General features: G+C 73.8%; 21 protein-coding genes and 1 pseudogene. 18 read left to right on the top strand and 4 right to left on the bottom strand.

The window, feature by feature from the left end; translation table 11 throughout:
- The first annotated feature begins 50 nt into the window (after nucleotides 1-50).
- From thyX to ACFSBI_RS08095, 4 genes are all read left to right on the top strand, one after another.
- On the top strand, nucleotides 51-743 hold the full coding sequence (gene thyX / locus ACFSBI_RS08080) for an FAD-dependent thymidylate synthase (protein ID WP_377933909.1): 693 nt from the start codon (nucleotides 51-53) through the stop codon (nucleotides 741-743).
- A 55-nt stretch (nucleotides 744-798) separates the two neighbouring features.
- Entirely contained in the window at nucleotides 799-1,767 is a 969-nt protein-coding gene (dapA, locus tag ACFSBI_RS08085; protein ID WP_377933795.1) for a 4-hydroxy-tetrahydrodipicolinate synthase, read from the top strand.
- On the top strand, nucleotides 1,764-3,440 hold the full coding sequence (locus ACFSBI_RS08090; protein WP_377933796.1) for a ribonuclease J: 1,677 nt from the start codon (nucleotides 1,764-1,766) through the stop codon (nucleotides 3,438-3,440). The genes dapA and ACFSBI_RS08090 overlap by 4 nt, the downstream gene beginning before the upstream one ends.
- Nucleotides 3,441-3,820: 380 nt before the next feature.
- Complete coding sequence (locus ACFSBI_RS08095; RefSeq protein ID WP_377933798.1) at nucleotides 3,821-6,703, top strand: DNA translocase FtsK; 2,883 nt, start codon at nucleotides 3,821-3,823, stop codon at nucleotides 6,701-6,703.
- Nucleotides 6,704-6,719: 16 nt separating this feature from the next.
- On the opposite strand, the gene ACFSBI_RS08100 is transcribed toward ACFSBI_RS08095, so the two are convergent.
- Nucleotides 6,720-8,078, bottom strand: coding sequence for a DUF2254 domain-containing protein (locus ACFSBI_RS08100; RefSeq protein ID WP_377933800.1), 1,359 nt, complete (start codon nucleotides 8,076-8,078; stop codon nucleotides 6,720-6,722).
- A gap of 90 nt (nucleotides 8,079-8,168) precedes the next feature.
- On the opposite strand from ACFSBI_RS08100, the gene pgsA reads away from it, so the two are divergent.
- From pgsA to dapF, 10 genes and pseudogenes are all read left to right on the top strand, one after another.
- Nucleotides 8,169-8,768, top strand: coding sequence for a CDP-diacylglycerol--glycerol-3-phosphate 3-phosphatidyltransferase (gene pgsA, locus ACFSBI_RS08105; RefSeq protein WP_377933802.1), 600 nt, complete (start codon nucleotides 8,169-8,171; stop codon nucleotides 8,766-8,768).
- A complete protein-coding gene (locus ACFSBI_RS08110) occupies nucleotides 8,765-9,247 on the top strand; it encodes a CinA family protein (protein ID WP_377933804.1) in 483 nt (160 codons plus the stop codon). Before pgsA ends, ACFSBI_RS08110 begins: the two co-directional genes overlap by 4 nt.
- A gap of 143 nt (nucleotides 9,248-9,390) precedes the next feature.
- Entirely contained in the window at nucleotides 9,391-9,717 is a 327-nt protein-coding gene (locus ACFSBI_RS08115) for a helix-turn-helix domain-containing protein (protein WP_377933806.1), read from the top strand.
- Nucleotides 9,718-9,733: 16 nt separating this feature from the next.
- Nucleotides 9,734-9,955 (top strand): DUF3046 domain-containing protein, encoded by a 222-nt coding sequence (locus ACFSBI_RS08120; RefSeq protein ID WP_377933808.1) that lies wholly within the window; start codon nucleotides 9,734-9,736, stop codon nucleotides 9,953-9,955.
- A 360-nt stretch (nucleotides 9,956-10,315) separates the two neighbouring features.
- Nucleotides 10,316-11,404, top strand: coding sequence for a recombinase RecA (gene recA, locus ACFSBI_RS08125; protein ID WP_377933810.1), 1,089 nt, complete (start codon nucleotides 10,316-10,318; stop codon nucleotides 11,402-11,404).
- 2 nt (nucleotides 11,405-11,406) lie between these two features.
- A complete protein-coding gene (locus tag ACFSBI_RS08130; RefSeq protein ID WP_377933812.1) occupies nucleotides 11,407-12,096 on the top strand; it encodes a regulatory protein RecX in 690 nt (229 codons plus the stop codon).
- Between the two features lie 58 nt (nucleotides 12,097-12,154).
- The gene (gene miaB / locus ACFSBI_RS08135) at nucleotides 12,155-13,651 is read left to right on the top strand and encodes a tRNA (N6-isopentenyl adenosine(37)-C2)-methylthiotransferase MiaB (RefSeq protein ID WP_377933814.1); all 1,497 of its coding nucleotides are present in this window, start codon (nucleotides 12,155-12,157) and stop codon (nucleotides 13,649-13,651) included.
- A 139-nt stretch (nucleotides 13,652-13,790) separates the two neighbouring features.
- Nucleotides 13,791-13,898, top strand: a pseudogene (locus ACFSBI_RS08140) (tRNA (adenosine(37)-N6)-dimethylallyltransferase MiaA); the annotation flags it as partial.
- Nucleotides 13,899-13,986: 88 nt separating this feature from the next.
- Nucleotides 13,987-14,577: a tRNA (adenosine(37)-N6)-dimethylallyltransferase gene (locus ACFSBI_RS08145; RefSeq protein ID WP_377933816.1), complete on the top strand. Its 591-nt coding sequence runs from the start codon at nucleotides 13,987-13,989 to the stop codon at nucleotides 14,575-14,577.
- A 5-nt stretch (nucleotides 14,578-14,582) separates the two neighbouring features.
- On the top strand, nucleotides 14,583-15,440 hold the full coding sequence (dapF, locus tag ACFSBI_RS08150; protein ID WP_377933818.1) for a diaminopimelate epimerase: 858 nt from the start codon (nucleotides 14,583-14,585) through the stop codon (nucleotides 15,438-15,440).
- 31 nt (nucleotides 15,441-15,471) lie between these two features.
- Here dapF and ACFSBI_RS08155 read toward each other — a convergent pair whose 3' ends face one another.
- Nucleotides 15,472-16,080, bottom strand: coding sequence for a class I SAM-dependent methyltransferase (locus ACFSBI_RS08155; RefSeq protein ID WP_377933820.1), 609 nt, complete (start codon nucleotides 16,078-16,080; stop codon nucleotides 15,472-15,474).
- A gap of 32 nt (nucleotides 16,081-16,112) precedes the next feature.
- Here ACFSBI_RS08155 and hflX point away from each other — a divergent pair, with 32 nt between their 5' ends.
- From hflX to ACFSBI_RS08170, 3 genes are all read left to right on the top strand, one after another.
- Entirely contained in the window at nucleotides 16,113-17,540 is a 1,428-nt protein-coding gene (hflX, locus tag ACFSBI_RS08160; protein WP_377933822.1) for a GTPase HflX, read from the top strand.
- Between the two features lie 78 nt (nucleotides 17,541-17,618).
- Entirely contained in the window at nucleotides 17,619-18,503 is an 885-nt protein-coding gene (locus ACFSBI_RS08165; RefSeq protein ID WP_377933823.1) for a DNA-3-methyladenine glycosylase family protein, read from the top strand.
- Nucleotides 18,504-18,602: 99 nt separating this feature from the next.
- Entirely contained in the window at nucleotides 18,603-19,295 is a 693-nt protein-coding gene (locus ACFSBI_RS08170) for a hypothetical protein (protein WP_377933825.1), read from the top strand.
- Here the strand turns inward: ACFSBI_RS08170 and ACFSBI_RS08175 are convergent.
- Both ACFSBI_RS08175 and lexA read right to left on the bottom strand, forming a co-directional pair.
- Nucleotides 19,283-20,011: a tyrosine-protein phosphatase gene (locus ACFSBI_RS08175; protein ID WP_377933827.1), complete on the bottom strand. Its 729-nt coding sequence runs from the start codon at nucleotides 20,009-20,011 to the stop codon at nucleotides 19,283-19,285. The two genes, ACFSBI_RS08170 and ACFSBI_RS08175, sit on opposite strands and share 13 nt — an antisense overlap.
- A gap of 119 nt (nucleotides 20,012-20,130) precedes the next feature.
- Nucleotides 20,131-20,805 (bottom strand): transcriptional repressor LexA, encoded by a 675-nt coding sequence (lexA, locus tag ACFSBI_RS08180; protein WP_377933829.1) that lies wholly within the window; start codon nucleotides 20,803-20,805, stop codon nucleotides 20,131-20,133.
- 186 nt (nucleotides 20,806-20,991) lie between these two features.
- On the opposite strand from lexA, the gene ACFSBI_RS08185 reads away from it, so the two are divergent.
- On the top strand, nucleotides 20,992-21,531 hold the full coding sequence (locus ACFSBI_RS08185; protein ID WP_377933831.1) for a LysM peptidoglycan-binding domain-containing protein: 540 nt from the start codon (nucleotides 20,992-20,994) through the stop codon (nucleotides 21,529-21,531).
- The last annotated feature ends 15 nt before the right edge of the window (nucleotides 21,532-21,546 follow it).

Genomic DNA, 21,546 nt, shown 5'->3' on the forward strand with positions numbered 1-21,546 from the left:
CGTGGCGGCCGCTAGCCTCTGGCGCCGTGACCGCCGAGTTCCGCAGCACCATGACCGTCGAGCTCGTCCGAGCCGCGGCGCGCGACGCCGACGTGCTGTTCGCCGCCCGCGTCTCCACGCAGGGGGAGCAGACCCTCGAGACCGCCCAGGCGGAGGCGCAGGGCCGCGACCGCGGCCTGATCAACTACCTGATGCGCGACCGCCACGGGTCGCCGTTCGAGCACAACTCGATGACCTTCTACGTGCAGGCGCCGATCTTCGTGTTCCGCGAGTTCATGCGCCACCGGCTCGCGTCCTACAACGAGGAGTCCGGCCGATACCGCGAGCTGCAGCCGGTCTTCTACGTCCCGGACACGGACCGGAACCTCGTCCAGGTCGGCAAGCCCGGCGCCTACGAGTTCCTGCCCGGCACGCCCGAGCAGCACGGGCTGGTCGACGAGGCGGTGCGCGCGCAGTCCGTCGCCGCCTACGACGCATATCGCGCGATGCTCGACGCCGGGGTGGCGCGCGAGGTGGCACGCATCGTGCTGCCGCTGAACCTGTACTCGTCGATGTACGTGACGATGAACGCCCGCGCGCTCATGAACTTCCTGTCGCTGCGCACGAAGCACCCCGACGCGAAGGTGCCGTCGTTCCCGCAGCGGGAGATCGAGCTGGTCGCCGAGGCGATGGAGTCGCACTGGGCGCGGCTGATGCCCCTGACCCACGCCGCCTTCACCGGCAACGGCCGCATCGCCCCCTGACCGCCCGTCCGAGCGGCGAGTGGGCCGGGGAGGCGCCCCGGTAGGGTTCTGGACCGTGCCCGAGAACCCCTTCGGCCAGGTGCTCGTCGCCCTGGTGACCCCGTTCACGGCCGACGGCGAGGTCGACTGGCCGGCGGTCGAGCGCCACGTCGACTCGGTGATCAGCGCGGGCGCCGACGGCATCGTCGTGTCCGGCACCACCGGCGAGACCAGCACGCTCACCGACCCGGAGAAGCTGCGGCTCGTCGAGGTCGCCCGCGACGTCGCCTCGGGCCGGGCGAAGATCATCCAGGGCGGCGGCTCGAACGAGACCGCGCACGCCATCGAGCTCTACAAGAAGTCGGCGCACGCGAGCGACGGCGTGATGATCGTGACGCCGTACTACAACAAGCCGACGCAGGCGGGGCTGCTGACCCACTTCCGCATGGTCGCGGACGCCACCGACCTGCCAGTGATCCTCTACGACATCCCCGGGCGGACCGGGGTGCCGATCCGCTACGAGACGATCCTGCGCGCCGCGAAGCACCCGAACATCGTCGCCGTGAAGGACGCGAAGGGCGACTTCAGCGAGGTCAGCCGGGTGCTGAACCAGACCGACCTGCTCTACTTCTCGGGCGACGACGCGAACGTCCTGCCGCACCTGTCCATCGGGGCGTCGGGCCTGATCGGCGTGACGGCGAACATCGCCGCCGCGCCCTACCGGCGCATCGTGGACGCGGTGAACGCGGGCGACCTGGCGGCTGCGACGGCGCAGCACCGCCTGCTCGAGCCGCTCGTCCGGGCGGTGATGTCGCAGGTGCCCGGTACGGTCGCGGCGAAGTACGTGCTGCACGGGCTGGGCCGCATCGGCAGCCCCCGCGTGCGGCTGCCCCTGGTGGGGCCGGAGGAGGCGGAGGCCGCGGTGATCGAGGACGAGCTGGCGCTGGTGCACGGCGTGGAGGGGGCGGACTTCCGCAACTTCCGCCCCGACCGCAACGCGGCCGCGGGCGGCGCGCTGCCCAAGGTCGCGGGGACCACGCGATGACCCGCACGCTGCAGGACCCGGCGCCGGTGAAGGCGGGCGTGCTCCGCGTCGTGCCCCTCGGCGGCCTCGGCGAGGTCGGCCGCAACATGACCGTGTTCGAGATCGACGGCAAGCTGCTGATCGTCGACTGCGGGGTGCTGTTCCCGGAGACGGACCAGCCGGGTGTCGACCTGATCCTCCCGGACTTCGCCCCGATCCGGGACCGACTCGACGACGTGCTCGGCATCGTGCTCACGCACGGCCACGAGGACCACATCGGCGCGGTGCCGTACCTGCTCAAGCTGAAGCAGGACATCCCGGTGCTCGGGTCGGCGCTCACGCTCGGGCTCATCGAGGCGAAGCTCGACGAGCACCGCATCAAGCCGTACACCTTGACGGTGCAGGAAGGGCAGCTGGAGCGTCTCGGCCCGTTCGAGCTCGAGTTCATCGCGGTCAACCACTCGATCCCGGACGCGCTCGCGGTCGCCATCCGCACCTCGGCGGGCACGGTGCTGCACACCGGCGACTTCAAGATGGACCAGCTGCCGCTCGACGGCCGGCTGACGGACCTGCGCGCCTTCGCCCGGCTGGGGGAGCAGGGCGTCGACCTCTTCCTCTGCGACTCGACCAACGCGGACGTGCCGGGCTTCACGCCCCTCGAGCGGGCCATCGGCCCCGTGCTCGACGACGTGATCCGCCGGGCGCCCCGACGGGTGATCGTCGCGAGCTTCTCGAGCCACGTCCACCGCGTGCAGCAGGTGCTCGACGCCGCGACGAACAACGGGCGGAAGGTCGCGCTCCTCGGCCGCAGCATGGTCCGCAACATGCGGATCGCGTCGCAGCTCGGCTACCTCCAGGTGCCGGACGACGTGCTCGTCGACCTGAAGCGGGCCGCGCAGCTGCCGGACGACGAGGTCGTCTACATGTCCACGGGCAGCCAGGGCGAGCCGATGGCGGTGCTGTCCCGGATGGCGAACCTCGAGCACTCGATCGAGATCGGCGAGGGCGACACGGTGATCCTCGCCTCGAGCCTGATCCCGGGCAACGAGAACGCGGTGTACCGCGTGATCAACGGGCTGACGAAGCTCGGCGCGAACGTGGTGCACAAGGGCAACGCGAAGGTCCACGTGTCCGGCCACGCGGCCGCCGGCGAGCTGCAGTACGTCTACAACATCCTGAAGCCGAGGAACGCGATGCCGGTGCACGGCGAGGCGCGGCACCAGAAGGCGAACGCGCAGATCGCGATGGACACCGGGCTCCCGGAGGATCGCGTGCTGATCGTCGACAACGGCACGGCGGTCGACCTGGTCGACGGCGTCGCCCGGGTCGCCGGGCAGTACGACCTCGGCTTCGTCTACGTGGACGGCTCGAGCGTCGGCACGATCACCGACGCGGACCTGAAGGACCGCCGCGTGCTGGCGGAGGAGGGCTTCATCTCGATCTTCGTGGCGATCGACCCCGCGAGCGGACGCGCGGTCGTCGGACCGGAGATCCACGCCCGCGGCTTCGCGGAGGACGACGAGGTGTTCGAGAAGGTGCGGCCGCAGATCGTCGCCGCCCTGCTCGAGGCCGGCGGCAACGGCACGACGGACCTGCACGCGTACAGCCAGGTCGTGCGCCGCGTCGTCGGCCGCTGGGTCAACACGAAGCACCGACGCCGCCCGATGATCGTCCCGGTGATCGTCGGCGCCTGAGGCCGGGACCGGGTCCGGGTCTTGCCCGGATCCGGATCTCCTCCTGATCTGCAACCTGATGGTTGAAGATGTGGAGCCGACGCAGGCGGAGATCGACCGGATCTACCACGCGCTCGCGGACGCGACCCGGCGGGACATCCTCGCCCGGGTGGCCGGCCACGTTCCTCGATTACGACTTCACGGCGGGTGGGCGCTCGCACTGCGTCACGACCGGCCCGGCCGGCGAGCGCGCCCACGGGGTGTGGCGCATCGTCGAGATCGATCGGCCGTCGTCCTTCCTGCTCGAGGACGCCGTCACGGCCTGACCGTCGGGACGCCCCCCGTGTTCGGGGGGCGTCCCCCTCCTCCCTCGGGCGGGGGGCCGTGCCTAGCCTGGAGCCATGGCTGCGACTTCCGGCAAGGGCGGGGCCCGCGCGACGACCGCTCGCAGCGCGGGCACGACGACCCGCACGCGGGCGGGCTCGGGGCGGGCGCGCACGCCCGCGAACCGCACGAAGGCGTACCCGGCGGGGGCGCAGCAGGACACGATGGCCACCCGGGCCTACCTCGGGCTCGCGCACGTGGCGGGCGGCGCGGCCCGCACCTTCGGGCCCGAGACCCTGCAGCGGGAGCAGCGCCGCGACGGCGTGCCCTTCCTGCTGATGCTGCTCGCGGTGGCGGGCGGCGCCGTCGAGTGGTTCCTGCAGACGAACACGATCGCCCACGCCCTGCACCTCTACTCCTTCGGCGGGCTCTTCGGGCAGATCTCGGTCGGCATGCCGGTGCTCATGGCGCTGCTGGCCTTCTGGCTGTTCCGGCACCCGCCGTCGGTCCACGACAACCGGCGGATCGGGATCGGCACCGCGATGCTGCTCGTGGGCGCCGCGGCGGTCGCGCAGCTGGTGAACGGGCTGCCGCAGCCGTCGCAGGGCGTCGAGGCCCTCGCGGCCGGCGGCGGCGTGGCCGGCTGGCTCTTCACGGCCCCGCTCGTGCTGCTCGGCGGCGGCACGACGCTCCCCGGCGCGCTCGCGGCCGTCCTGCTCGTGCTCAGCGCCTTCGTGCTGACGAAGACCCCGCCGACGCGCGTGCCGCAGCGCCTGCGCGACGGCTACCGCTACCTGTTCGACGCCGGGCCGTCGCCCGAGCCCGAGCCCGCGGCGCCCAGGCGGAGGCGCGGTCGGAAGGACGAGGAGCCCGCTCCCGACGCGGTGGGGGAGGACCTGCACGGCGCCGACCTCGCGGGGCTCGGCCTCGAGGAGACCGAGGTGGAGGACCGCAGCGCGTCCGGCATCCGCGGCATGGTCCGACGGGTCATGGGCAAGCGCGGCGCCCTCGAGCAGGCCGAGCCGGAGCCGCCGCGGGAGGGGGACCCGGCGTACGACACCCCGCTGATCGGCGAGAGCGCTCGCACCGGAGCGCCCGCCCCCGCGCCCGGCGAGCTCTCCTCGCTGCTGGTCTCGGGACCCGTCGCCGAGACGCCGGCGCCTGCTGCGCCGGAGCCGGCGGAGCCCCAGGAGGGCGAGGAGGGCGAGTTCGGGTTCCTGTCGCTCGAGGAGCTGATGGCGGGCAAGACGCAGCCGCCGGCCGCAGCCGCAGCCGCGCCCTCGCCCGCGTTCACCGCTCCCGCCGCCGTCGAGACGCCGACGGCCGAGGCGGCGCCGGCGGCCGCACCCGAGGACGCCCCGGAGGAGGACCAGGGCTTCCGCGCCCAGGCCCCCGCCGGTGCCTACCGGCTGCCGCCGGAGCACGTGCTGGCGCCCGGCACCCCGCCGAAGGCGAGGAGCGAGGCGAACGAGCGGATCAAGGCGGCCCTGCAGGGCGTGCTCGACGAGTTCAAGGTCGACGCGAGGGCGACCGACTACCTGCGCGGCCCCACCGTCACCCGCTACGAGGTCGAGCTCGGGCCCGGGGTGAAGGTGGAGAAGGTCACCGCGCTCGCGAAGAACCTCTCGTACGCCGTCGCCTCCAACGAGGTCCGCATCCTCTCGCCGATCCCCGGCAAGAGCGCCATCGGCGTCGAGATCCCCAACGAGGACAAGGAGATCGTCAGCCTCGGCGACATCCTGCGGTCCCCGGCGGCGCGCAAGTCGCCGCACCCGATGACGATCGGCGTCGGCAAGGACGTCGAGGGCGGGCACGTCGTGGCGAACCTCGCCAAGATGCCCCACCTGCTCGTCGCGGGCGCGACCGGCGCGGGCAAGTCCTCGTTCGTCAACTCGATGATCACGAGCCTGCTGATGCGCGCGACGCCCTCCGAGGTGCGCATGGTGATGGTCGACCCCAAGCGCGTCGAGCTCACCGCGTACGAGGGCGTCCCGCACCTGATCACGCCCATCATCACGAACCCGAAGAAGGCGGCCGAGGCGCTGCAGTGGGTCGTGAAGGAGATGGACATGCGGTACGACGACCTGTCGTCGTTCGGCTTCCGCCACATCGACGACTTCAACCGGGCGGTCGCCGCCGGGGAGATACGGCTGCCGCCGGAGTCGAAGCGCAAGCTCGCCGCCTACCCGTACCTCCTGGTGGTCGTCGACGAGCTGGCCGACCTGATGATGGTCGCGCCGCGCGACGTCGAGGACTCGATCGTCCGCATCACGCAGCTCGCCCGAGCCGCCGGCATCCACCTGGTGCTCGCGACGCAGCGGCCCTCCGTCGACGTGGTCACGGGCCTCATCAAGGCGAACGTGCCGAGCCGCCTCGCGTTCGCGGTCAGCTCGTCGACCGACAGCCGGGTCATCCTCGACAAGGTCGGCGCGGACAAGCTGCTCGGTCAGGGCGACGGGCTCTTCCTGCCGATGGGCTCCGCGAACCCGATGCGCATCCAGGGCGCCTGGGTGAACGAGTCCGAGATCGCCGCCGTCGTGCAGCACGTCAAGAACCAGGCCCGCCCCGACTACCGCGAGGACGTCGAGGAGGTCGTGCCGACCAAGGAGATCGACGGCGACATCGGCGACGACCTCGAGCTGCTGCTCGCCGCCGTCGAGCAGGTCGTGACGACCCAGTTCGGCTCGACGTCGATGCTGCAGCGCAAGCTGCGGGTCGGGTTCGCCAAGGCCGGCCGCCTGATGGACCTGATGGAGTCGCGGAAGATCGTCGGCCCGTCGGAGGGCTCGAAGGCGCGCGACGTGCTCGTCACCGCCGACCAGCTGCCGGAGACGCTCGCCGCCATCCGCGGCATGCCGGGCAACGGCGCGGGCGGCGGCAAGGTCGCGCTCGACTACTTCGACGACGACGCGCCGGGGGAGGACTCGGAGGACGCCTGGTCGCTCACGGACCGCGAGTGAGGACGGGTGGCGCCCGTCAGGCGCCGCCCGACGCCGCGAGCCGTCGCCGCACCTCCTGCGCCATCGCGCGGAACCGGTCCCGCTCGACGTCGGCGTAGTCCTCGGCCTCCACGCTCGCGGTCAGCAGCCGCAGCTCGTCGGTGATCGCCGCGCGGACCTCCGCGGGGCGCGCCTCCGTCGCGACCTCCTGCAGCAGGTGGTGGAGGCGGACGACCGTGTCGAGGTCCCCGGCGCCGTAGCGGCGGATCTGCGTCAGCGACGCGCTGACCGCGGACGCGTAGTCGGCGCGGCGCGGGGCGAGGCGCGGGACGCCCTCGGCGTCGACGAGGGACGGCGGGGTCGGCGGCATGTCGCGCAGCCGGACCAGGATCGAGGCGATGTGCCCCAGGGCGTGCACCGCCGTCGTCGGGTCGTTCACGCCGGGGGAGAGGGCCTTCGCGGCGATGTCGACCATCTGCTGGACGCCGAAGAGGTAGTCCTGCGCGCTCGTCCGCTCGTACCGGACGGAGTAGGCCTTCACCAGGTCCGACGCGGCGTCCTCCGACGGCTCCGGCTGCACCCGCAGCAGCGGCAGCCCCTCGATGACGTGGCCGCCCACGTCGTGCAGCTCCTCGACGCGCAGGTCGTGCCGCGCCGCCGTGCGCAGCAGGCGGCCCCGGTCGACGCTGCTGATGAACCCGCTGCGGGTCGCCTGCACGACCGGCGCCCACGCCGGCAGGTCGAGGCGCTGCTGCGAGGACTCCTCGTCGCGGATCTCGCCCTCGACGACCTCGATCGCCTCGACGGTGTCCTCGTGCACCTCCTTCAGCATCGTCTCCACGCGCAGCTGCGCGGCGAGGTGCGCGAGGAACAGCACGAGCGTGATCACGCTGACGAGGGCGAGCACGAAGGCGAAGCTGATCGCGATCCTCGGCACGAAGGTCGAGTCGATGCTGGCCAGGTTGTCGGTCCGCACGGCGCGCAGCACGGTCAGGGCGTACGCGAAGGTGCCGAGGAAGACCGCGAGCGTGCCGTGCACGAAGCCGTCGCGCGCGAAGGTGCGCAGCAGCCGCGGCGAGGCCTGGCTGCTCGCCAGCTGGAAGGCGACCACCGTGAGGGAGAAGGTGAGCGACGTCGCGGTGATGAGCGCGCCGATGATCGAGCCGAGGACCGCGCGGGCCGTGTCCGCGTCGCCGTCGAAGACGAAGGTGCGCATCCGGGACGGGAAGTGGGTGCCGATCGCGAGGTCGAGCTGCGAGAGCGCGACGCCGAGGGCGACCGCGACGACCACGGCCAGCGCCGGCACCGGCCAGAGGCGGGCCTGCAGGGCCTCGCGCGCGCTGGCGAGCCGGGCGCGCGTCCTGCTGCCGCGGGCACGACTGGAGGCGGAGACCATCCGGCCATCCTGGCGGACCCGCTTCGGGAGGGCACCGGGTGTCGAGGCCCGCAGCCCGCCCGCGAGTACCCTCGGGAGCCGGGAGGCGCGATGTCCGAGACGGTGAGGCCGAGGATCCTGCGCGCCGGCGAAGGGCCCGTCTCCACGTGGAGCGCCCCGAACCTGATCTGCATCGTGCGGATCCTGCTCGTGCCGGTGTTCGTCGCGATGTTCCTCGCAGGGCTCGACGATGTCGCGCTGCGCTGGTGGGCGACCCTGCTGTTCGTCGTCACGATCGCGACGGACAGCGTCGACGGTCACCTGGCGCGCAGCCGGAACCTCGTGACCGACCTCGGGAAGATCCTCGACCCGATCGCCGACAAGGCGATCACCGGGGCCGCGCTCGTCGTCCTGTCCGCGGCCGGCGAGCTGCCCTGGTGGGTGACGGCGATCATCCTGCTGCGCGAGGTCGGCATCACGGTCTACCGCTTCGCGGTGCTGTCGAAGCGGGTCATCCCCGCGTCGAAGGGCGGGAAGCTGAAGACGGTGCTGCAGTCGGTCGCGATCACGCTCGCGCTCGCGCCCTTCCCCGCGCTGCTCGGGGACTGGGTGGACGTGGTGAACGCGGTCCTCATGTCCGCCGCCTTCCTCGTCACGGTCGTCACCGGGGTGCAGTACCTGATCGACGACCGCCGGCTGAACGCCCGGTGACCGCCGAGGCGGTCCTCGCCCTGCTCGCGCCGCGGGGGCAGCGGCTCGCCGTCGCCGAGTCCCTCACCGGCGGGCTGCTGACGGACGCCTTCGTGCGCGTGCCCGGCGCCTCGGCGGTGCTCCTCGGGGGCGTCGTCGCCTATGAGACCGCCCTGAAGTCGTCGCTGCTCGGGGTCGACCCGGAGCTGCTCGCGGCCGAGGGCCCGGTGCACCCGGAGGTCGCGCGGCAGATGGCGGCGGGCGTGCGCACGAGGCTCGCGGTGGGCGGCGAGCCGCCGGCGTACGGGCTCGCCACGACGGGCGTCGCGGGGCCCGGGCCGCAGGACGGCAGGCCCGCGGGGACCGTCCACATCGGGATCGCGACCCCGGAGGGCCTCTTCGCGCTCAGCGCGCGGCTCGGCGGGGATCGCGCGGCCGTGCGCGCCGCGACGGTCGGGCTGGCCGTGCGGGGGCTGCTCGACGCCCTGCACGCGGAATAGGTCGCGTTTCGATCCCGTTACCTCCAGCACGGCGGGCCGGCGGTGTCGCCATCCGGGCGTAGCGTCGGCTCCGTATCACCAGCGGGTACAGTGACCGTCCGCTCACGGCGTGGTGGTCATCGATTCGGCAGAAGGAGGGGGAGATGGTTCTCGTTCGACAGGAGCTCGGGGACGTCCTGCGGGACTTCCGGTTGCAGAAGGGCCGCACCCTCCGTCAGGTCGCGAGCAAGGCGTCCGTCGCCCTCGGCTACCTGTCCGAGGTGGAGCGCGGGCAGAAGGAGGCCTCGAGCGAGATCCTCGCCTCGGTGGCCGACGCCCTCGACACCCCGGTGTCGGTGATCATGCGCGAGGTCGGCGACCGGCTCGCGGTCCTCGAGGGCATCGAGGTGCCCGACGCGCTGCCTGCGGACTTCGACGAGCGGTTCGGTCGCGGTCCGGCGTCGCGCCGCGGTGACCTGGTGGTGCACTGACTGGCAGGAGGCGCCCGTGAGGGCGAGCGAGTTCCGGCGGGCCGTGGACGAGGAGTTCGGCCCCCAGGGTCGCGTGCTGACGCGCGAGCTCGTCGTCGACGAGCTGGGCGACCGGACGGCCGACGACGCGCTGGACGCGGGCGTGCCCGCCGGTGACGTGTGGCTCGCGCTCTGCCGCGCGAACGGGGTCCCGCGCGAGCGCTGGCACGGACGCGGTCGCCCGGCCCCGACCCGCTGACCCCGCGCCGTCGCTCGCGCCGCGCCCCTCCCGACGCTCCCGCTGGTCGAGCCTGTCGAGACCATCGAGTGCGCCGGCGCTCGGCGACACTCTCGTCGAAGAATCCCACCGATGTGATTCACCCCGGCGTGTCGCCTCGAACCCGTGTTCGAGTCGACGTACGCTCCTCCCCAGGTGCTCCTTCGTCCTGATCCGGCGGCGAGGGCTTCGTCGGCGGACCGCTGTCGGAGCCCCTTCGTACAGTCGGATCCAGACGGGCGGAGTGCCGCCAGCCCTGTCGAACCGCATCGGGACGACAGCCGATGGGCAGCCGATGACGCGCCGCGGAAGCGGACGCGCGACACGAGGAGAACCTGACTGATGCCATCCATCACCGACCGCGAGAAGGCCCTCGAGACCGCGCTCGCCCAGATCGACCGCCAGTTCGGCAAGGGCTCGGTCATGCGCCTCGGCAGCGACGAGCGCGCGCCGGTCGAGGTCATCCCGACCGGGTCCATCGCCCTCGACGTCGCCCTCGGCGTCGGCGGTCTGCCCCGCGGCCGCATCGTCGAGATCTACGGCCCGGAGTCCTCCGGCAAGACGACGCTGACGCTGCACGCCATCGCGAACGCGCAGAAGGCCGGCGGCATCGCCGCCTTCATCGACGCGGAGCACGCGCTCGACCCGGAGTACGCGAAGAAGCTCGGCGTCGACATCGACGCGATGCTCGTGTCCCAGCCCGACACGGGCGAGCAGGCGCTCGAGATCGCGGACATGCTGATCCGGTCCGGCTCGATCGACCTGATCGTCATCGACTCGGTCGCGGCCCTCGTGCCGAAGGCCGAGATCGAGGGCGAGATGGGCGACAGCCACGTCGGCCTCCAGGCCCGGCTCATGTCGCAGGCCCTGCGCAAGCTGACCGGTGGCCTGAACCAGACCAAGACGACCGCGATCTTCATCAACCAGCTGCGCGAGAAGATCGGCGTGTTCTTCGGCAGCCCCGAGACCACCGCCGGCGGCAAGGCGCTGAAGTTCTACGCGTCGGTGCGGATGGACATCCGCCGCATCGAGACGCTGAAGGACGGCACGGACGCGGTCGGCAACCGCACGCGCGTCAAGGTCGTCAAGAACAAGATGGCGCCGCCCTTCAAGCAGGCGGAGTTCGACATCCTCTACGGCATCGGCATCAGCCGCGAGGGCAGCCTGATCGACTTCGGCGTCGAGCACGGCATCGTGAAGAAGTCGGGCGCCTGGTACACGTACGAGGGCGACCAGCTGGGGCAGGGCAAGGAGAAGGCCCGCGACTTCCTCACGAAGAACGTCGACATCGCGAACGAGATCGAGACGAAGATCCTGACGAAGCTCGGGGTCGGCGCCCACAAGCAGCAGGCGCAGGCCCCGACCGGCGCTCCGGCGCCCGTCGAGGCGCTGCCGAACCGCGCGCCCGCCGCCCGCAAGGTGGGCGCCTGACGATGGGCGAGGTGCTGCAGGGGCCGTGGGGCGACCCGGGCGGCGACCGCAGCACGACCGGGGCCGGGCGCCGCGCGGCCGGCCCCGGCCATCCGGCCTCGGGCGGCGCGCCCGACCCGGTGGGATCCCGGGGCGCGGTCGAGCCGGCATCGGACGAGGAGCCGGCCTGGGCGGTGCCCGACGTGGACGCCGACGAGCCGGTGCCGGTCCCGACCCGGAGCTCGCGCCGGGCCGAGAACGTCGCGATGGCCGCGCTGACCCGGCACGACGCGTCCGAGGGCGAGATCCGGGCGAAGCTCGTCGCCAAGGGCCTCGAGGAGGCCGACGTGGAGGCCGAGCTGGAGCGTCTTCGGCGAAGCGGGCTGGTCGACGACCACGCCTTCGCGGAGCGGCTCGTCGACCGCCTGCGGGAGCGCAAGGGCCTCGGCGACTCCGCCATCCGCTCGACCCTGCGCGGGCGGCTCGTGCCGCAGGCCGTCGTCGACGCGGTGCTCGCGGAGCACGCGGAGGACGAGGACGAGGCGGCGACCAGGCTGCAGCAGGTCGCGGACGACCGCGCCCGCCGGCTCGGCTCGTTGCCGCACGAGGTCGCGGAGCGCCGCCTGGCCGCGTACCTGATGCGCAAGGGCTACGGCGGCTCGGCGGTGCGCGACGCCGTCCGCGCGGCGCTGGACGGCGCCGGCTCGCGCTGACTCCGGCGGGGTCACGCGCCTCGCGCTCCCGGGTCGCCGCGGTTCCTACACTGCTGCCGTGACGACCGACCTGCTTCAGGGGCGCACCTACGAGGTGCGCACGTACGGGTGCCAGATGAACGTGCACGACTCCGAGCGCCTCGCCGGGTCCCTCGAGGCCGCCGGGTACGTGGCGGCGGAGCGGGGCGCGCAGGCCGACGTCGTCGTGCTCAACACCTGCGCGGTGCGGGAGAACGCGGACAACCGCCTGTACGGCAACCTCGGGCACCTCGCGAAGGTGAAGCGCGAGCACGCGGGGTTCCAGATCGCGGTCGGCGGCTGCCTCGCGCAGAAGGACCGGGCGACGATCCTCGAGCGCGCGCCGTGGGTCGACGTCGTGTTCGGCACCCACAACGTCGGCGCGCTGCCGCGCCTGCTCGATCGCGCCAGGCACAACCACGAGGCGCAGGTCGAGATCCTCGAGTCGCTCGAGGTGTTCCCGTCCACCCTGCCGACGCGGCGCGAGTCGACGTACAGCGGCTGGGTGTCGATCTCCGTCGGGTGCAACAACACCTGCACCTTCTGCATCGTGCCCTCGCTACGCGGCAAGGAGCAGGACCGCAGGCCCGGCGACGTCCTCGGCGAGATCCGCGCCCTCGTGGACGAGGGCGCGATCGAGGTCACGCTGCTCGGCCAGAACGTGAACTCGTACGGGGTCCAGTTCGGCGACCGGGGCGCCTTCGCCAAGCTGCTGCGGGCGACCGGGGAGATCGAGGGACTCCGGCGCGTGCGGTTCACGAGCCCCCACCCCGCCGCCTTCACGGACGACGTCGTGGACGCGATGGCGGAGACGCCCGTCGTCATGCCGCAGCTGCACATGCCGCTGCAGTCGGGCAGCGACCGCGTGCTGCGCGCGATGCGCCGCTCGTACCGCGCCGACCGGTTCCTCCGCATCCTCGACGGCGTCCGCGACCGCATCCCGGACGCCGCGATCACCACCGACCTGATCGTCGGGTTCCCCGGCGAGACCGACGACGACTTCGAGGAGACGCTCCGCGTCGTCGAGGCGGCGCGCTTCGCCTCCGCGTTCACCTTCCAGTACTCGATCCGTCCGGGGACCCCGGCGGCGACCATGCCGGACCAGGTGCCGAAGGCCGTCGTGCAGGAGCGCTACGAGCGGCTGACCGCGCTGCAGGAGGCGCAGTCGTGGAGCGCGCACCGGGAGCTCGTCGGCACCGAGGTCGAGGTGCTGGTCGGCAGCGGCGAGGGCCGCAAGGACGGGGCGACGAGCCGCATCTCGGGCCGCGCCCGCGACAACCGGCTCGTGCACGTCGGCCTGCCCGCCGGCGCCGGCGCGCCCCGTCCCGGCGACCTCGTCACCGTCCGCGTGACCGCGGCGGCGCCCGCCTACCTCGTGGCGGACGTCCCGGCCGACCGGCCGCTGCGCCTCGAGCGGACGCGCGCGGGCGACGCCTGGGACGCCCGCGAGGCCGCCGCGTGCGGGACGCCGGAGCCCGGCGCGCCGAAGGCCGTGTCCCTCGGCCTGCCCGCGCTCCGCGTCCCCGTCGGGTCGTGAGCCCCCGGTGCTGATCGTCCTCACGGGTGCGACCGGCACCGGCAAGACCGCGCTGTCGCTCGACGCCGCGGAGGCGATCGCGGCGGCGGGCGGCGCGGCCGAGGTCGTGAACGCGGACTCGATGCAGCTGTACCGCGGCATGGACGTCGGGACCGCGAAGCCGACCGTCGCCGAGCGCCGGGGGATCCCGCACCACCTGCTCGACCTGTGGGGGGTCACCGAGGCCGCGAGCGTCGCCGCCTACCGCGACGCCGCGCGTGCGGCGATCGACGGCATCAGCGCGCGCGGCGCGGTGCCGATCCTCGTCGGGGGGGTCCGGCCTCTACGTCGAGTCGGTGCTGCGCGAGCTCGACTTCCCGGCGACCGACGCCGGCCTGCGGGCGGAGCTCGAGGCGCAGGCGGAGGCCCTCGGCCCCGAGGCGCTGTGGCGGCGGCTGGCGGAGGAGGACCCGGTGGCGGCGGGGCGCATCCACTCCGCGAACCTGCGGAAGGTCGTCCGCGCACTCGAGGTCGTGACGCTGACCGGGCGGCCGTTCGCGGCGTCCCTCCCGGAGGCCGCGCCGCTCTGGCGCCCCGCGGCGCGCTTCACCGTGTCGATGCCGAACGAGCCCCTCGCCGCCCGCCTCGCCGAGCGCGCGCGGCGGATGTGGCACGAGCAGGGGCTCCTCGACGAGGTGCGCGGGCTCCTGCCCGAGGGTCTCGCGGACGGGCCGACCGCCTCGCGGGCCATCGGCTACGCCCAGGGCATCGCGGTCCTCCGCGGGGCGATGACGCCCGAGGACGGGCTCGAGGAGACGGTGCGGCTCACGTGGCGGATGGTCCGCCGGCAGCGGGCCTGGTTCGGTCGTGACGACGAAGCGGTCGTCCTGGAGAGCGGGGCCGCCGGCAACGCCGAGCAGGTGCGGGACGCCGCGCTCCTAGGCTGAGGGGCATGGCCGAGCTGCGCTTCACGAAGGGGCACGGGACCGGCAACGACTTCGTGCTGGTCGCCGACCCGGACGGCGGCCTCGACCTGCTGCCGAGCGAGGTGGCGCGCCTCTGCGATCGCCGCTTCGGCATCGGGGGCGACGGCGTGCTCCGCGCCGTCCGGACGGGCGCCGACCCCTCGGCGGCGGGCGACGCCGAGTGGTTCATGGACTACCGGAACGCGGACGGGTCGATCGCGGAGATGTGCGGGAACGGCATCCGCGTGTTCACCGCGTTCCTGCTGGCGGAGGGGCTGGCGGCGCTGCCGGAGGACGGCGAGCTGCCGATCGCCACCCGCGGCGGGACGATGACGGTGCGACGCACCGACGACGGCTTCGAGGTCGACCTCGGCACGTGGCGGACGAGCGCGGACGACGTGATGGTCCAGGTCGCCGGGCTCGACGTGGCGCGACCGGGGCTCGCGATCGACGTGCCGAACCCCCACGTCGTCGTCGCCGTGGCCGACGACGCCGAGCTGGACGGGGCCGACCTCACGGCCCCGCCGGTGCTCGAGCCGCTGCCGGTGGCCGGCGCGAACGTCGAGCTGGTGGTGCCGGGGGAGCCGCTCGTCGAGGACGGCGTCGGCCGCATCCGGATGCGGGTGCACGAGCGCGGCAGCGGCGAGACGCTGTCGTGCGGCACCGGGGCTGCGGCCGCCGCCCTCGCGACGCGGCACTGGGCGGGCCGTGCCGCGCCGGACGACTGGCGGGTGGTCGTCCCCGGCGGCGTGCTCGGCGTCCGCGTGGTGCAGGGCGCGGACGGCGACCACGTCCTGCTGTCCGGTCCCGCCGAGCTGGTCTACTCGGGCGTCGTCAGCCTCTGACTGCGAGGGGACCCGGCACGCCGGGCCGCCGTCAGGACGTGGGCCGGGCGACGCGCAGCACGCGGTACCCGCGGTCGGTGGCGGCGCGCGACACGGCGAGGTCCGGGAACGTCGTCGCGATCCAGCGCTGCAGCGAGTCGCCCCCCAGCTGCTTCGCCACCACCAGCCAGGCCTCGCCGCCCGGCGCGAGCCGCGGCAGCCAGGTCGTCAGCAGCGCGTGCAGCGCCTCCTTGCCGATGCGGATCGGCGGATTCGACCAGATGGTCGCGAACCGCAGGTCTTCCGGAATATCCTGGGGGGATGAAGCTTTGACCTTCACGCCGGCAGTCAGGGCGTTGTCGGCCGCGAGCGCGAGGGCGCGCTCGTTCACATCCGTCGCCCACACCTCTGCATCAGGAGACCGCCTGGCCAACGCGATCGCGATCGGACCCCAGCCGCAGCCGAGGTCCAGCAGCGCCCCCTCCGCAGCCGGAGGCGGCGTGCTCGCGAGGAGCACGGCGGTCCCGGTGTCGAGCCGCTCGGGACTGAACGTCCCCCCGGCCGTCCGGAGCTCGAACGGCTCACCCTGCAGCACGACGCGGATCGTGCGCTCCCGCGCCTCGCTCGCGGGCTGCGCCGAGAAGTAGTGCTCGCCATCCACGACGCACCATCGAACCACCCGGAGGAGACGCTGTGAGCGACACCGTCCACGACACCGACCTCGCGCGAGCCATCGACGCGACCCACGACGACTTCGACGGCGAGCAGTTCGACCTGGAGGAGCGCCAGGCGCTCCGCCGCGTCGTCGGGCTCTCCACCGAGCTCGAGGACGTCACCGAGGTCGAGTACCGGCAGCTGCGCCTCGAGCGCGTCGTCCTGATCGGCGTGTACTCGCGCAGCCAGGTCGACGCCGAGACGTCGCTGCGCGAGCTCGCCGCGCTCGCCGAGACCGCCGGCGCGGTCGTCCTCGACGGCCTGCTGCAGCGCCGCCCGCACCCCGACCCCTCCACCTTCCTCGGCTCGGGCAAGGCGGAGGAGCTGCGCGACGTCGTCCGCATGGTCGGCGCCGACACCGTGATCGCCGACACCGAGCTGGCGCCGAGCCAGCGGCGCGCGCTCGAGGACGTGGTGAAGGTGAAGGTCATCGACCGCACCGCGGTGATCCTCGACATCTTCAGCCAGCACGCGAAGAGCCGGGAGGGCAAGGCGCAGGTCGAGCTCGCGCAGCTGCAGTACCTGCTGCCGCGCCTCCGCGGCTGGGGCGACTCGATGTCCCGCCAGGCGGGCGGCCAGGTCGGCGGCGCGGGCGCCGGCATGGGCAGCCGCGGACCCGGTGAGACGAAGATCGAGCTCGACCGGCGGCGCATCCACTCCCGCATGGCGAAGCTGCGGCGCGAGATCGCGGACATGGCGCCGGCGCGGGCCGTGAAGCGGCAGAACCGCGTCCGCAACGCGATCCCGTCCGTCGCGATCGCTGGCTACACGAACGCCGGCAAGTCCAGCCTGCTGAACCGCATCACGCGCGCCGGCGCGCTGGTGGAGAACGCCCTGTTCGCGACGCTCGACACGACGGTGCGGCGCAGCGAGACCGAGGACGGCCGCCCGTACACGCTGGTCGACACGGTCGGGTTCGTCCGCAACCTGCCGCACCAGCTCGTGGAGGCGTTCCGCTCCACGCTCGAGGAGGTGGAGCACGCCGACCTGATCCTGCACGTGGTCGACGCGTCCCACCCCGATCCCGCGCAGCAGCTGGCGACGGTGCGGCAGGTGATCGGCGAGGTCGGGGCGTCCGACGTCCCCGAGCAGGTCGTGTTCAACAAGGCCGACCTCGCCGACGAGGCGACCCGCATGGTGCTGCGCGGTCTCGAGCCGACGGCGCTGTTCGTCTCCGCCCGGACGGGCGAGGGCGTGCGGCGGCTGCAGGAGACGATCGGCGCCCGCCTGCCGCTGCCGCGGCACGAGGTGACGGTGCTCATCCCGTTCGACGAGGGCGCCCTGGTCTCGATGCTGCACGACCGCGGCCGCGTGCTGGCGACCGTCTACGAGGAGCGCGGAGCGCGCATCCAGGCGCTCGTCGGCGACGAGGAGCTGGCGGCGCTCGAGCCGTACCTCGTCCGGTGACGCCGTTGCTCAGTGCTCGTGCTGCTCTGACGCCGTCAGAGCAGCACGAACACTGACCGAAGGGGGACCGTGCAGCGCGTGGAGCGGCGGCTGGAGTTCGCGCCGCCGCTCGAGGCCTCGAACCTGTTCGGGCACCTCGCCGCGACCGCGGTGCCAGGTACCGAGGAGTGGCGCGACGGCGCATATCGTGCCTCCGTCGCGCTCGAGGGCGGCCCGGCGCTCGTGCAGGTCGGGCTGCCGGAGGGCGACGCGCTCCCGCTCGTGCTGCACCTCGCTGATCCGGCGGACGAGGCCGAGGCGGTGCGTCGCGTGCGACTCGCCTTCGACCTCGATCTCGACCCCGTCGCGATGCGGGACGTGCTCGGCCGCGATCCGGCCCTCGCCCCGCTCGTCGCCGCCGCACCGGGCAGGCGCGTCCCGGGCACGCTCGACCCGGCCGCGATGCTGCTGCGGGCGGTGCTCGGCCAGCAGGTGTCGACCGCCGCTGCCCGGACGCACGCGGCGCGGCTCGTCGAGGCGTTCGGCGAGCCGGTGGTGGATCCGGACGGCGGGCTGACCCGGCTGTTCCCGACGGCGGCACGCATGGTCGCCGCCCCGGAGCGCCTCGCCGATCTCCTCCGGATGCCGGCGACCCGGCGGCGCACCTTCATCGGTGCCGCGGTCGCCCTGGCGGACGGGCGGGTCGACTTCACGCGGCCGGCCGCGGAGGTCCGCGGCGACCTGCTCGCCCTGCCCGGCATCGGGCCGTGGACCGCCGACACCGTGGTGATGCGGGCGCTCGGGGACTCCGACGCGTTCCTGCCCGGCGACCTCGGCGTCGTGCAGGCGGCGCGCCGCCTCGGGCTGCCGGACCGGCCGCGGGAGCTCGAGGCGCACTCGCGCGCCTGGTCGCCGTTCCGCGCCCACGCCGTGCAGTACCTCTGGGCCACGGGCGTCCACGCGGTGAACGCGCTGCCCGCCTGACCGCTCCGCTGAACCGCGGACTTGCCGCACGTTGCGGTCGTGACCGGCGTGTCGCGACAACATGCGGCAAGACCGCGTGCCGGCGGGCAGGATCGCGGGATGGAGACGACCGTCGCGGACGCCGCCCTCGCCTTCGCCGCCGAGCGGTACGCCGCGGCGGACCTCGTGGCCGTCGGCGGCAGCGCGGCCCGGGAACGGCGTCCGCGCAGCGACATCGACCTGCTGGTCGTCGGACCGGCGGCCATGTTCCCGGGCGACGCGGAGGAGGCCGCGTACACGGAGCGGTGGCGGGGCGAGCTGTTCGAGGTCTTCGCGAGCACGGACGGGGGGTTCCGGCGGCACCAGCTCGCAGGCGCCGAGCGGCTCCGCCCCGTCTCGGGGTTCCTGCTCGTCGAGGGCGAGGTCGTCGTCGACCGGACCGACGGCAGCCTGCTCGCGTGGACGCGCGGACTGCTCGCGGCGGGCCCGCGGGTGGAGCGTGCGGAGCTCGACGCGCGGCGGTACGCCGTGACGAACACCCTGGACGACCTGCTCGACGCGGCGGACGCGGTCGAGGAGGCGGTGCTCGCCGGGCTCCTCTTCCAGCGGCTGGCCGAGCTCGTCCTGCTGGCGAACGGGCAGTGGCTCGCCTCCGGCCGCTGGCTGCTCCGCCGGCTCGAGCGGCTCGACGCCCCGTTCGCGGCGGCGCTCGGGTCCGCGCTGGCGGCTCGCGACCGCGCGGCCCTCGAGCGGCTCACCCTGCAGTCGCTGGCACCGCTGGGCGGCCGCCTGCTGGAGGGCTACTCCCGCTGACCCGGCAGCGCCCCGCGCCAGCTGCGGATCGCGTCGGCCTGCTGGGCGGGCAGGCGGTCGAGCAGCGCCTCGACGTCGAGGCCGGCGAGGAAGTCGCGGAACGCCCGCTCCGAAGTCGTGCCGCGGCCGGCGAGCAGTGCGTCGATCGCCGGGTTCGGGTTCGCGACCCCGAGCACGCCCGCGAGCGCGTCCGCGGTGGCGACCGACTCGAGGTAGTCGTCGACGATCGCGTCCGGCTCGACGCCGGCCGCGGTGAGCAGCACCGCGGCGACGAGGCCGGTGCGGTCGCGGCCTCCGGCGCAGTGGAACAGCACCCCGCCGGGCGGCGCGGTGGCGATCGCCGCCAGCACCGCGACGACCCGCTCCGGCATCGCGGCGAGGTGGGGCAGGTAGTAGACCGGGGTGCCGGAGAGCCCGTTGTCCCAGTAGTCCGCCCAGAACGCGGCGTTCTCGAGGCCGTCGAGGTCCACGTGCCGCGTCGCGAGGTGCGCCGGCACGGCGACCGGGTGGTCCTCGCGCTCGACGGGGAGGCGCAGATCGACGACCGTGCGCACGCCGGTCTCGTGCAGCCGGCGCCAACCGGTCCCGTCGAGCCGATCGGGGCGCTCGGACCGCAGCAGGACGCCGTGCGGCGTCGACCCGCCGCCGACGAGCGGCAGCCCGCCGAGGTCGCGGCCGTTGACCAGCCCGGGGACGTCCAGCGCGCGATCCGACATCCGACGAGCCTGCGCGTCCGGACCGGAGTCCGCAATCCGCGCCCTCAGCGCCGGATGGCGACGAGCGCTCGGCGCCAGGTGGCGCTGAGCGCGACGATTGCGCAGGCGGAGCGGGTCGCTCAGACGGAGCGGAGGACCGCCACCACCTTGCCGAGCACCGTCGCCTCGTCGCCGAGGATCGGCTCGAAGGCGCTGTTGCGGGGCAGCAGCCAGGTGTGCCCGTCCCGCTGGCGGAAGACCTTCACCGTCGCCTCGCCGTCCAGCATCGCCGCGACGATGTCGCCGTTCTCGGCCGTGTGCTGCGAGCGGACGACCACCCAGTCGCCGTCCATGATCGCGGCGTCGATCATCGACTCGCCGACCACCCGGAGCATGAACAGGTCGCCCTTGCCGACGAGCTGGCGCGGCAGCGGGAAGACCTCGTCGATCTGCTGGTCGGCCGTGATCGGGATGCCGGCCGCGATCCGGCCCACCATCGGCACCATCGCCGCGTCGCCGACCGGGATGCCCGTCGGCTCGCTGTCCGTCGGGGCGGACTGCACCGGGATGATCACCTCGAGGGCCCTGGGCCGCTTCGGGTCGCGGCGCAGGTAGCCCGACAGCTCGAGCTGCTTCAGCTGGTGGGTCACGCTCGACAACGACGCGAGCCCGACGGCGTCGCCGATCTCGCGCATGCTCGGCGGGTAGCCGCGCGAGGCGACGGACCGCTGGATCACCTCCAGGATCGCGTGCTGCTTCGGGGACAGGGAGGTGCGGCGGCGGGTGCCGCTCCCCGCGGTCTGCTGATCGGCCATCGGTACCTCCACGCCCCGTGCGGGGCCCTCGAATCACACGGATGGTATTCGACTCGGCGCCCGCCCGCAAACACGTGTTCGACGTGCGCCGACCGCTGTCGGAGGCGGGGTCGAAGATCTGCTTGCAGGCGGCCCGGTTCGAAACTATCTTCGAAGAGGCAGCGGGACCGAGGGGAGAGCACGGGGATGTTCGCGGTGGAGGACGACTGGATCCAGTACGAGGCGGAGCCGGTCCGGCGCGCGGAGCACCGCGTCGGCGCCGCGGTGGTCGGTCGAGGCGCCGCGGCGCCGGTTGCGGCTCGGAGCGCGGGCGTCGTCGCGGTGGGGACGCCCGCGCCCCGGGCGCTGCGGGCCGTCCCGGCCGTCCGGACCGCGCCGTGCGCCGTGCCGGCACCGGCCGTCGGCTCGGCGACGCCGCCGACCCCCACGCCGCGCCTGCGCCTGACGCGACGCGGCCGCTTCGTGCTCGTGGTGATGCCGGCGCTGCTCGCGGTCTCCGGTGCCACGCTCGCCGTCTCCGGGACCCCGGCGGCCGAGGCGGCGGCGCGACCCGTCGCCGTGCGGACGGTCGTCGTCGGGTCCGGCGACACGCTCTGGTCCATCGCCGAGCGGATCGAGCCCTCCCGCGACCCGCGGCAGGTGGTCGCCGAGCTGCGCGCCGCCAACCGCCTCTCGAGCGCGATGGTGCCCGCGGGCGCGGAGCTGCGGCTGCCTGCGGCGCCCTGACGCCGGGAGCCGACC

Source organism: Amnibacterium endophyticum (assembly GCF_042680685.1).
Classification (GTDB): Bacteria; Actinomycetota; Actinomycetes; order Actinomycetales; family Microbacteriaceae; genus Amnibacterium; species Amnibacterium endophyticum.

Bases quoted from the DNA above. Each gene is read 5' to 3' on its own strand.
- thyX (WP_377933909.1), top strand. From the start codon at position 51: ATGACCGTCGAGCTCGTCCGAGCCGCGGCGCGCGACGCCGACGTGCTG.
- ACFSBI_RS08090 (WP_377933796.1), top strand. From the start codon at position 1,764: ATGACCCGCACGCTGCAGGACCCGGCGCCGGTGAAGGCGGGCGTGCTC.
- ACFSBI_RS08095 (WP_377933798.1), top strand. From the start codon at position 3,821: ATGGCTGCGACTTCCGGCAAGGGCGGGGCCCGCGCGACGACCGCTCGC.
- ACFSBI_RS08100 (WP_377933800.1), bottom strand. From the start codon at position 8,078: ATGGTCTCCGCCTCCAGTCGTGCCCGCGGCAGCAGGACGCGCGCCCGG.
- pgsA (WP_377933802.1), top strand. From the start codon at position 8,169: ATGTCCGAGACGGTGAGGCCGAGGATCCTGCGCGCCGGCGAAGGGCCC.
- ACFSBI_RS08115 (WP_377933806.1), top strand. From the start codon at position 9,391: ATGGTTCTCGTTCGACAGGAGCTCGGGGACGTCCTGCGGGACTTCCGG.
- recA (WP_377933810.1), top strand. From the start codon at position 10,316: ATGCCATCCATCACCGACCGCGAGAAGGCCCTCGAGACCGCGCTCGCC.
- ACFSBI_RS08130 (WP_377933812.1), top strand. From the start codon at position 11,407: ATGGGCGAGGTGCTGCAGGGGCCGTGGGGCGACCCGGGCGGCGACCGC.
- dapF (WP_377933818.1), top strand. From the start codon at position 14,583: ATGGCCGAGCTGCGCTTCACGAAGGGGCACGGGACCGGCAACGACTTC.
- ACFSBI_RS08170 (WP_377933825.1), top strand. From the start codon at position 18,603: ATGGAGACGACCGTCGCGGACGCCGCCCTCGCCTTCGCCGCCGAGCGG.
- ACFSBI_RS08175 (WP_377933827.1), bottom strand. From the start codon at position 20,011: ATGTCGGATCGCGCGCTGGACGTCCCCGGGCTGGTCAACGGCCGCGAC.
- lexA (WP_377933829.1), bottom strand. From the start codon at position 20,805: ATGGCCGATCAGCAGACCGCGGGGAGCGGCACCCGCCGCCGCACCTCC.
- ACFSBI_RS08185 (WP_377933831.1), top strand. From the start codon at position 20,992: ATGTTCGCGGTGGAGGACGACTGGATCCAGTACGAGGCGGAGCCGGTC.